Origin of the sequence: Streptomyces sp. NPDC002057 (genome assembly GCF_040296665.1) — a bacterium.
Lineage (GTDB): Bacteria > Actinomycetota > Actinomycetes > Streptomycetales > Streptomycetaceae > Streptomyces.
In genome coordinates this window covers 19476-28843 of sequence record NZ_JBEOXR010000080.1, presented here as the reverse complement: position 1 = coordinate 28843, position 9368 = coordinate 19476, and the positions used below count along the sequence as shown (strand labels likewise).

7 protein-coding genes and 1 pseudogene are annotated in these 9368 nt (G+C 73.9%); 5 read left to right on the top strand and 3 right to left on the bottom strand.

The window, feature by feature from the left end:
* Positions 1-245: pseudogene (locus ABT129_RS35955) on the bottom strand (DUF4394 domain-containing protein); the annotation flags it as partial.
* Positions 246-558: 313 nt separating this feature from the next.
* Here ABT129_RS35955 and ABT129_RS35950 point away from each other — a divergent pair.
* The 5 genes from ABT129_RS35950 (at position 559) to ABT129_RS35930 (ending at position 7695) form a co-directional block, all read left to right on the top strand.
* Positions 559-1551, top strand: a complete 993-nt coding sequence (locus ABT129_RS35950) for a TerC family protein (protein ID WP_351910100.1) — start codon at positions 559-561, stop codon at positions 1549-1551.
* A 47-nt stretch (positions 1552-1598) separates the two neighbouring features.
* Positions 1599-1799: a hypothetical protein gene (locus ABT129_RS35945; RefSeq protein ID WP_351910098.1), complete on the top strand. Its 201-nt coding sequence runs from the start codon at positions 1599-1601 to the stop codon at positions 1797-1799.
* Between the two features lie 219 nt (positions 1800-2018).
* Positions 2019-5927: a Pls/PosA family non-ribosomal peptide synthetase gene (locus ABT129_RS35940; protein WP_351910096.1), complete on the top strand. Its 3909-nt coding sequence runs from the start codon at positions 2019-2021 to the stop codon at positions 5925-5927.
* A 44-nt stretch (positions 5928-5971) separates the two neighbouring features.
* A complete protein-coding gene (locus ABT129_RS35935; protein WP_351910094.1) occupies positions 5972-7351 on the top strand; it encodes a M1 family metallopeptidase in 1380 nt (459 codons plus the stop codon).
* A gap of 47 nt (positions 7352-7398) precedes the next feature.
* Positions 7399-7695 carry a hypothetical protein gene (locus ABT129_RS35930; RefSeq protein ID WP_351910092.1) on the top strand — a complete coding sequence of 99 codons (297 nt, stop codon included), beginning with the start codon at positions 7399-7401 and terminating at the stop codon, positions 7693-7695.
* A gap of 69 nt (positions 7696-7764) precedes the next feature.
* Here ABT129_RS35930 and ABT129_RS35925 read toward each other — a convergent pair whose 3' ends face one another.
* Positions 7765-8445, bottom strand: a complete 681-nt coding sequence (locus ABT129_RS35925) for a class I SAM-dependent methyltransferase (RefSeq protein WP_351910090.1) — start codon at positions 8443-8445, stop codon at positions 7765-7767.
* 139 nt (positions 8446-8584) lie between these two features.
* The gene (locus ABT129_RS35920) at positions 8585-9331 is read right to left on the bottom strand and encodes a VOC family protein (protein ID WP_502982021.1); all 747 of its coding nucleotides are present in this window, start codon (positions 9329-9331) and stop codon (positions 8585-8587) included.
* Positions 9332-9368 lie beyond the last annotated feature (37 nt).

Sequence of the window (9368 nt, the reverse complement as noted above, 5' to 3'; positions counted from 1 at the left end):
TTGGTGTCGCCCGACAGGCCGGAGACCTTCCCGAGCGACCAGCTCTCGGCCGGGTTGTGGACGTCGAAGCCGACGAGACGCTGGTCCGAGGTCAGACCGACGCTGATCAGACCGTGGCCCGCCGCGCGGCCCTGCGGGACGAACGGCTCGGCCCCCGCGGGCTTCGCCGAAGCCAGGACGGGGGAGAGCAGGGAAACAGCCACCGCGGCCGCGGCCACCGTGAGGGCGGCACGTCGAGTACGCACGAGAGAGCTCCGATCGATCTGCGGCCCGCCTCCTCAGCGAGGCGGGTCCGCGAGTGCTTCGAAGCCCCACCCGGAGCGGATCGGAAGGAAGGCCGACAACCCCCCGAACAGCCGCAAAAGTCCTACCGCGCGCCGGTCGGTCCCCCGCCCGACCGCATCGCGGACGCGCTGACGCCGAACGCCGTCCCGCCGCCCCGTCCCACCCCCTCCGCAGGTGGCCCGGCACGGCGCCGGATCGCCCCTCGGGGTGAATGGCCCCAGAATGCGAGGTAAGGGCCTGCGCGCCCGCGCGGGCCGTCGGGGAGTGACCGAGGTGCTTGAGGTCCCCTTCTGGTTGTGGGTCGCCTTCGCCGCCACGGTGGTGGTGTCGTTGACGGTGGACCTGCTGGCCCACCGCAGCGCGCACGTCATCGGCTTCAAGGAGGCCGCCGCCTGGAGCGCGCTCTGGGTGGGGCTCGCCCTGATCTTCGGCGGGGTCGTCTTCGTCGTCCTCGGTACGACGGCCGGCACGGAGTACACCACGGCGTGGCTGCTGGAGAAGAGCCTGTCGGTCGACAACCTCTTCGTCTTCGCCGTGATCTTCGCGTACTTCAAGGTGCCCCGCGCCTACCAGCACCGCGTGCTGTTCTTCGGCGTCATGGGCGCCCTGGTCTTCCGGGGGATCTTCCTCTCCCTCGGCGTCGCCGTGGTCAGCCGGTTCACCGCCGTGCTCTTCGCCTTCGCCGCCGTCCTGTTCTACAGCAGCTACAAACTCCTCAGGGATCAGGAGGAGAGCTTCGAGCCGGGCAAGAGCTTCGCCGTACGGCTGCTGCGCAAGATCATGCCGGTCCGTGACGAGTACGCGGGGATGAAGTTCTTCGTCAAGGAGGCGGGCAAGCGCGTGGCGACGCCGCTCCTGGCGGTGGTGGCGGCGATCGAGGCGGCCGACCTGATCTTCGCCGTCGACAGCGTTCCCGCCGTGCTCGCGGTCAGCGACGACGCCTTCATCGTCTACACGAGCAACGCGTTCGCCATTCTCGGCCTGCGGGCCCTCTACTTCATGCTCGCCGGGCTCCTCGACCGGTTCCACTACCTCAACAAGGGCCTCGCGATCATCCTCGCCTTCATCGGCGTCAAGCTCGTCCTCCAGGCGTCCCACAAGACGATCAGTACCGACATCCCCGAGATCCCCTCACCGGTCAGCCTCGCGGTCATCGTCCTCGTCCTGGCGGGGTCCGTGGCCCTCAGCCTGCTCCGGCCCCCACCACCGGCCGACCCGGTGTCCCCGGGGAAGGGCGAGGAGGCGGATCCGCCGCCGGATGACTGATATCGCACAGCTCTTCCCTTTTCTTCTGTTATGCCTATTGTTAAAGAATGAGTAAAACCGAGCATGAGGCCGGACCCCGAGGAGTTCTCGTCTGCCCGGTCTGCGAACAGCCCCTGACCTCGACCGTCAAGACGCGGCACAAGACCCTGGGAGTCTTCGTGCCCGTGTGGCGCCCGGGCCCCTGCCACAACCCCGAGTGCACCGCGTACCTGGAGGACCCCGGACGCCCCGGCCACCGGGACCGCTGACACCACCGTCCCCCTCGGGCGCCCACCCCGGACACCGCGGCCGGGGTGGGCGCCCACGGCGCCCTACCGTCCCTCCTCGGCCACGCGCAAGCGGTTGGACAAGGAAATCCCGGTTCGCGCACTAGACTGGCGGGCTGCTTGGCGCTGGACCGGAACAACCTGGGCAGACCCGGGCTCCACCGGCGACCCGGACGTTCCGGGAGCGAGACGCGAGGGCCGATGTCAGCCACACCTGAGCGCGGTGAAGTCACTCTGCTCGACGGCGGGGAGACGTACGAGGAGTCCGGCAAAGCGGCCCGGTTCTCCGCGGCGCCCGCCGCCCCGCCCCGAACACTCGTCGACATCCTCGACGCGACCGTACGGGCACACCCCGACGAGCTCGCCCTCGACGACGGCACCACCCGGTTGACCTACCGTGCGCTGGCCGCCGAGGTCGAACGCAGGCGCCGCGCCCTCGCCGCGGCCGGGGTCGGGCTCGGCGACCGGGTCGGCGTACGCGTGCCCTCCGGGACCAACGAGCTGTACGTGGCCGTCCTCGCCGTCCTCGCCGCGGGGGCCGCCTACGTGCCGGTCGACGCCGAGGACCCCGACGAACGGGCCGAACTGGTCTTCGGCGAGGCCGGGGTGCGCGCGGTGCTCGGCGCCGGACACTCCGTCCAGGTCACCCGGGACCCGGAGCCCGGCCACGCCCCCGCCGCCCGCCCCGGGCCCGAGCACGACGCCTGGATCATCTTCACCTCCGGCTCCACCGGCGTGCCCAAGGGCGTCGCCGTCAGCCACCGCAGCGCCGCCGCCTTCGTGGACGCCGAGGCCGCGCTCTTCCTCACCGAGGAACCCGTCGGACCCGGCGACCGGGTCATGGCCGGACTCTCGGTCGCGTTCGACGCCTCCTGCGAGGAGATGTGGCTCGCCTGGCGCTACGGCGCCTGCCTCGTGCCGGTCCCGCGCTCCCAGGTGCGCAGCGGCGCCGACCTCGGCCCCTGGCTGGTGGAACAGGAGATCACCGTGGTCTCCACCGTGCCGACCCTCGCCGCGCTCTGGGAGCCCGAGGACCTGGCCGAGGTCCGGCTGCTGATCTTCGGCGGCGAGGCCTGCCCGCCCGAGCTGACCCAGCGCCTCGTCACCGAGGGCCGCGAGGTCTGGAACACGTACGGTCCCACCGAGGCCACCGTCGTCGCCTGCGCCTCGCTGCTGACCGGTGAGGAACCGATCCGCATCGGCCTCCCGCTGAACGGATGGGAACTGGCCGTCGTCGACGAGTCCGGCGAGCCCGTGCCCATGGGCGGCAGCGGCCAGCTCGTGATCGGGGGCGTCGGCCTGGCCCGCTACCTCGACCCCGCGAAGGACGCGGAGAAGTACGCCCCGCTCGCCTCCCTCGGCTGGCAGCGCGCCTACCGCAGCGGAGACCTCGTCCGCGCGGAACCGGAGGGGCTCGTCTTCCTCGGCCGCGGCGACGAGCAGATCAAGCTCGGCGGCCGCCGGATCGAACTGGGCGAGGTGGACGCGGCGCTCCAGGCCCTTCCGGGCGTCGCCGGCGCGGCCGCCGCCGTCCGCACGGCGCGCAGCGGCAACCAGCTGCTCGTCGGCTACCTCGTCACCCAGGAGGGATGGGACCGCGCCGCGGCGGTCGAACGGCTGCGCGCCGATCTGCCCGCCGCCCTGGTGCCCCTCCTCGCGCCGGTGGACGACCTCCCGACCCGTACCTCCGGCAAGGTGGACCGGGCCGCGCTGCCCTGGCCGCTGCCCGACCTGGAACCCGCCGGCTCCGTCGAGCAGCTCTACGGCACCGAGGCCTGGCTCGCCGAGCAGTGGAGCGAGACCCTGGGCGTGTCCGTCACCGGCGCCGCCGACGACTTCTTCGCGATCGGCGGCAGCAGCCTCGCCGCCGCCCAGCTCACCACCCGGCTGCGCACCCGCTACCCGAGCGCGGCCGTGGTCGACATCTACCAGCGGCCCACCCTGCGGAAGCTCGCCCGCCACCTGGAGCAGTCCGTACAGGACGGCGGCGCGGCCCGGACCGTCGCCCCCGTCCCGCTCCGGACCCAGGTGACACAGTCGCTGCTCCTGCTCCCGCTGTTCACCCTGGTCGGCCTGCGCTGGACGGTGGCGCTGCTCGCCCTGGGCAACGTCCTCGACCGGTTCGGTTCCTACCCCTGGGCGCCCACCGCCTCGTGGTGGCTGGTCGCCGCCGGAGCCGCCCTGTTCTACAGCCCGCCGGGCCGGCTGGCCCTCGCGGCCGGCGGCGCCCGCCTCCTGCTGCGCGGGGTCGAGCCGGGACACCACCCGCGCGGCGGAAGCGTGCACCTGCGGCTGTGGACGGCCGAACGGCTGGCCGACCTCGTCGGCGCGACCGCCCTCACCGGCTCCTGGCTGCAGCGCTACGCACGGGCCCTCGGCGCCAAGATCGGCCCCGAGGTCGATCTGCACTCCCTGCCTCCCGTCACCGGCATGCTCAAGCTCGGCCGCGGCTGCGCCGTGGAGTCCGAGGTCGACCTCTCCGGGCACTGGCTCGACGGGGACCGGCTGGAGATCGGTCCGGTCAAGGTCGGGGCGGGCGCGGTCGTCGGCACCCGCAGCATGCTCTTCCCGGGCGCGCGGGTCGGCAAGCGCGCCGAGGTGGCCCCCGGCGCCGCCGTGACCGGACCGGTCCCGACCGGCCAGCGCTGGGCCGGAGCGCCCGCCGTCAAGCTCGGCAAGGCCAAGCGCAACTGGCCCAAGGAACGCCCGCCGCGCTCCGCCGGCTGGCGTGCCGTGTACGGAGCGACCGGCTTCCTCCTCACGGCCCTGCCCGTGCTCGCCGCCCTGCCCGCGCTGCTCGTCGTCAGCCTGTTCGTACCCGCCGACGCCGGGCTCGCCGAGGCCCTCCTCGGCGCGCTGACGGCCGTGGTGCCCGGAGCGCTCGCCTTCGGGTTCGCCTACGCGCTGCTCCTCCTCGTCGCGGTGCGCCTGCTCAGCCTCGGGCTGAAGACCGGGACGCACCCGACGCACAGCCGGGTCGGCTGGCAGGCCTGGACCGTCACACAGCTGATGGACCTGTCCCGGGAGACCCTGTTCCCGCTGTACGCCGGGCTGATCACCCCCGTGTGGCTGCGGCTGCTCGGGATGAGGATCGGCCGGGGCGCCGAGGTGTCGACGGTGCTCGCGCTCCCGAGCCTGACGACCGTGGGCGAAGGCGCGTTCCTCGCCGACGACACCCTGACCGCCCCCTACGAGCTGGGCGGCGGCTGGGTCCGCATCGGACACTCCGTGATCGGCCGCCGGGCGTTCCTCGGCAACTCCGGCATGACCGCGCCGGGCCGCAGCGTGCCCGACGACGGGCTGGTCGGCGTCCTGTCGGCCACGCCGAAGAAGGCCAAGAAGGGCAGCTCGTACCTCGGCCTGCCGCCGGTCAAGCTGCCGCGCTCGGCCGCCGCCGCGGACCGGAGCCGCACCTACGACCCGCCCGCGCGCCTGCTGTGGGCCCGGGGCCTGGTGGAGCTGTGCCGGCTCGTCCCGGTGTTCTGCTCGGCCGCGCTCGCCGTCCTGACCGTGGCCGCGCTGTGCGCCCTGGCCACGACGGACGGGCTCGGGACCGCGGGGACCGCGCTGCTGTCCGGAGTGGTCCTGCTCGCCGCCGGGGCGACCGCCGCGCTGGTCTCCGTGACCGCGAAATGGCTCCTCGTGGGCCGGCACCGGACGGGGGAGCACCCGCTGTGGAGCGGCTTCGTGTGGCGCAACGAACTGGCCGACACCTTCGTCGAGGTCCTGGCCGTGCCCTGGCTGGCCGGATCGGTGCCGGGGACGCCGCTCCTCGCCCTGTGGCTGCGCGGTCTCGGGGCCCGGATCGGCCGGGGCGTCTGGTGCGAGAGCTACTGGCTGCCCGAGACGGACCTGGTGACCCTCGGCGACGCCGTCACCGTGAACCGGGGCTGTGTCCTGCAGACCCACCTCTTCCACGACCGGATCTTGAGGACGGATACTGTGGTCCTCCGCGAGGGCGCCACCCTGGGCCCGGGCGGAATCGTCCTGCCCGGGAGCACGGTCGGGGCCCGCAGCACACTGGGACCCGCCTCTCTCGTGATGGCCGGGGAATCCGTCCCCGCCGACACCCGCTGGCTGGGCAATCCGATCGAGGCGTGGCGGTCCTGAAGGGGCCACGGCGTACGAGCACAGCGCAGGGAGCGGAAGCGGCAGTGAGCGGCCAGAGGACAACGGCGTCGGACCCGTACTTTCCGGCCAACGGAGATCCCCGTTACCGCGTGCACCGGTACGAACTCGCTCTGGACTACCGTCCCGGCCCCAACCGGCTGGCCGGGACGGCCCGGATCAGCGCGATCGTCGGCCGGGCGCCGCTCACCGAGTTCGCCCTCAACCTGGCCGAGTTCAAGGTCGGCCGGGTCCAGGTGAACGGCCGGGCTCCCCACTACTCCCACCGGGGCGGCAGACTCCGCCTCCGGCCGGCCAAGCCCCTCCCCGCGGGCGCCGCCTTCACCGTGGAGGTGCACTGGTCGGGCAACCCCAAGCCGGTCCGCAGCCCCTGGGGCGGCCTCGGCTGGGAGGAGCTCACCGACGGCGCGCTCGTCGCGAGCCAGCCGGTCGGCGCCCCGTCCTGGTACCCGTGCAACGACCGGCCCGCCGACAAGGCCTCGTACCAGATCTCGGTCAACACGCCCTCCCCGTACACGGTGGTGGCCGGCGGACGGCTGCTGACCCGGACGACCAGGGCCTCCACGACCACCTGGGTGTACGAGCAGACCGCGCCGACCTCCAGCTACCTGGTCGGCCTCTCCATCGGCATGTACCAGACCGTGCTGCTCGGCGACCCCGGGCTCGGCGGGGTTCCGCAGAGCGCCCACGTACCGGCGCACCTGCTGCCGAGGTTCTCCCGGGACTTCGCCCGGCAGCCCGCGATGATGCGGCTCTTCGAGGAACTGTTCGGCCCCTACCCCTTCGGCGAGTACGCGGTGGTGGTCGCCGACGAGGAGCTGGACGTGCCGGTGGAGGCCCAGGGGCTGTCCCTCTTCGGCGCCAACCACGTGGACGGCGTGCGGGGTTCGGAGCGGCTCGTCGCCCATGAGCTCGCGCACCAGTGGTTCGGCAACAGCGTGTCCATCGCCGACTGGCGGCACATCTGGCTGAACGAGGGCTTCGCGAAGTACGCCGAGTGGCTCTGGTCGGAGCGCTCCGGCGGCCGAACCGCCCATGAACTGGCGCTCGCCGCGCACCGGTTGCTGGCCGCGCAGCCGCAGGACCTGGTCCTCGCCGACCCCGGCCGCAAGCTGATGTTCGACGACCGTCTGTACCAGCGCGGGGGCCTCACGGTGCACGCGATCCGCTGCGCGCTGGGTGACGGGCCGTTCTTCCGCATGCTGCGCGACTGGGCCGCCGTGCACCGCCACGGAGTGGTGACCACCGGGGGCTTCATCGCCCACGTGTCCCGCTACGCGACCGAGCCGGTGGACGGCCTGCTCACGTCGTGGCTCCACGGGACCGCCCTCCCCCCGCTCCCCACCCCGCCGATCCCGGTCCGCCCCGGCTACCCGCCGACCAACAGCGGGCCCGGGACGGCCTGACCTCGCGGGCGGCCTGGCCCGAGGTCGGCTCCCGGATCCGCTACTCCGTGCGGCTCGGCCCCTGGTCGGCCGAGGGGGTGACCACGGTCCGGCACACCGTTCCCGGACGTGAGCTGGAGCTGGAGGCGTCGTTCGGGTCGCTCGGCACGGCGAGGATCTTCCTCCAGCTCAGGCCGTGGGGCGAGGAGACCCTCGTCGTCTGCGACGAGCACCCCCTGCGCGGTCCGGGCGGGAAGCTGCACAACTCGGTCAGCGAAGCCGCGATCCAGCTCCGCCACCGGGGCATGCCGGCCCGCCCGGCCGGGCTCGTCGAGCGGGACCGTGCCGGGAGCCGGTCGGCCTGACGCGGGGGTGCCCGGGTCGGGACCGCGTCAGGCCGGCCGGTCGATCACGGGGGCCGGGTGGGACCGGGATCAGCGCAGTCGGCGGGCGCGGAGGACCAGGTCGTCGGTGTGGTGCGCGCCGGCGCCGCCGTCCGGTGCCACGCGCGGGCGCTGCTCGTCCACCTCGATCGCCCAGTCCTCGCCGAGGAGCTCCGTGACCATCGACGGCCACACGTAGTCGGCGGGGTCGAAGCCGCTGTCGTTCGGCGGCTGGGTGTCCATGCCCGCGTGGTGCACGAGCAGCAGCACCCCGCCGACCGCCACCGCCGAGAGCAGCGCCCGCTCGGCCGCGGCGTCGGGCGTGCGCAGCAGGGCCGGGTACTGGGCGGAGACCAGGTCGAACGAGGCCGGCGGGAGGGCCGCCTCCGTGAGCGTGGCGTGGACCCAGCGAACGGTGACGCCCGCGTCCCGCGCGTGACCGGTCGCCCGGTCCAGCGCGATGCCCGAGACCTCCAGGGCGGTCACGTCCCAGCCGCCGCGCGCGAGCCAGACGGCGTCCGCCCCCTCGCCGCAGCCGACGTCGAGGACCCGCCCGGGGGTGAGCCCGGCCACCTCGGCGACGAGCGCGCCGTTGGGCCGGCCGCTCCAGAGTTGGTGCCGGTCGGCGTACCTGCTGTCCCACTCCGCGCGTACCGCGGGGTCTCCGAGGTAGCCGTCGGTGGACGAGAGGGTGTCGTGGGCGGGCGCTCCCGCTGCGATGTCGTCGGTCACGGGCTCACCGTCGCCCATCGTGTCCCTGCCGCGCCAGCGCTGTTGCCGGTCCGGCAAAACGGTGGCCGCGCCGGGGCGGGAGCGGCCCCCGCGCCCTCCTCGGGCACGGGGGCGCCGGGGCCGTTCCGCGCCGGGTCCGTCACTCGGCCCAGGGCAGGACGCGGGTGCCCTCGGTGCCGGGGACGGAGGCCACGCCGTCGGCGCGCATGGCGACGTGGGCCTCGGCCGCCTCGGGGGCGTGGACCTGGCGGAGCGCACCCGGCGGCAGGACGACGGTCCGCCCGGCCGGGATCTTCTCGGTCCGGCCCGCGCAGGTGATGGCGAGCGTCCCGGAGGTGACCGTCCAGACCTGTTCGCGGTCGACGGCGTGCTCGGGGCCCGTCCGTCCGGCCTCCATGGCGACGGTCCAGGTGCTCAGTTCCGTGCTGCCCCGGCTGGGGGCTGCCAGGCCCGTCATGCGGGCGTTCGGGGACTCGGTGACGTGCTCGGGGGCGGGGGTGATGACGACCGCGGCGGGCTCCTCCGCCTCCTCGGGCCGCACCGGCTCGTCGGGGGTGGCCCATTCGACGAACTGGACGACCACTCCGTTCGGGTCGGTGAGCTGGAACAGCCGCTCGCCCCAGGGCTCCTCGCGCAGCGGCATGGTGATCGGGGCGCCGGCCTCGCGCAGACGCCGTTCCACGTCCCCGATCCCGGTGACGGTGAGCGCGAGGATCAGCCCCGTGGCCCGACGGTCGCGCTGCTCGGGCGGGAGTACGTCGCTGCCGTGCCGCAGCAGCACGATGTCGGCGGCGGCGTCGCCGCGGGTCAGGGACGCGAAGCCGTCGGCGGCCATGGCGACCCGGTAGCCGAGGTGCGTGCGGAAGAACGCGCACGAGGCGTCCACGTCGGCGACGGTGAGGGACAGGGTGGAGGCGGTGACG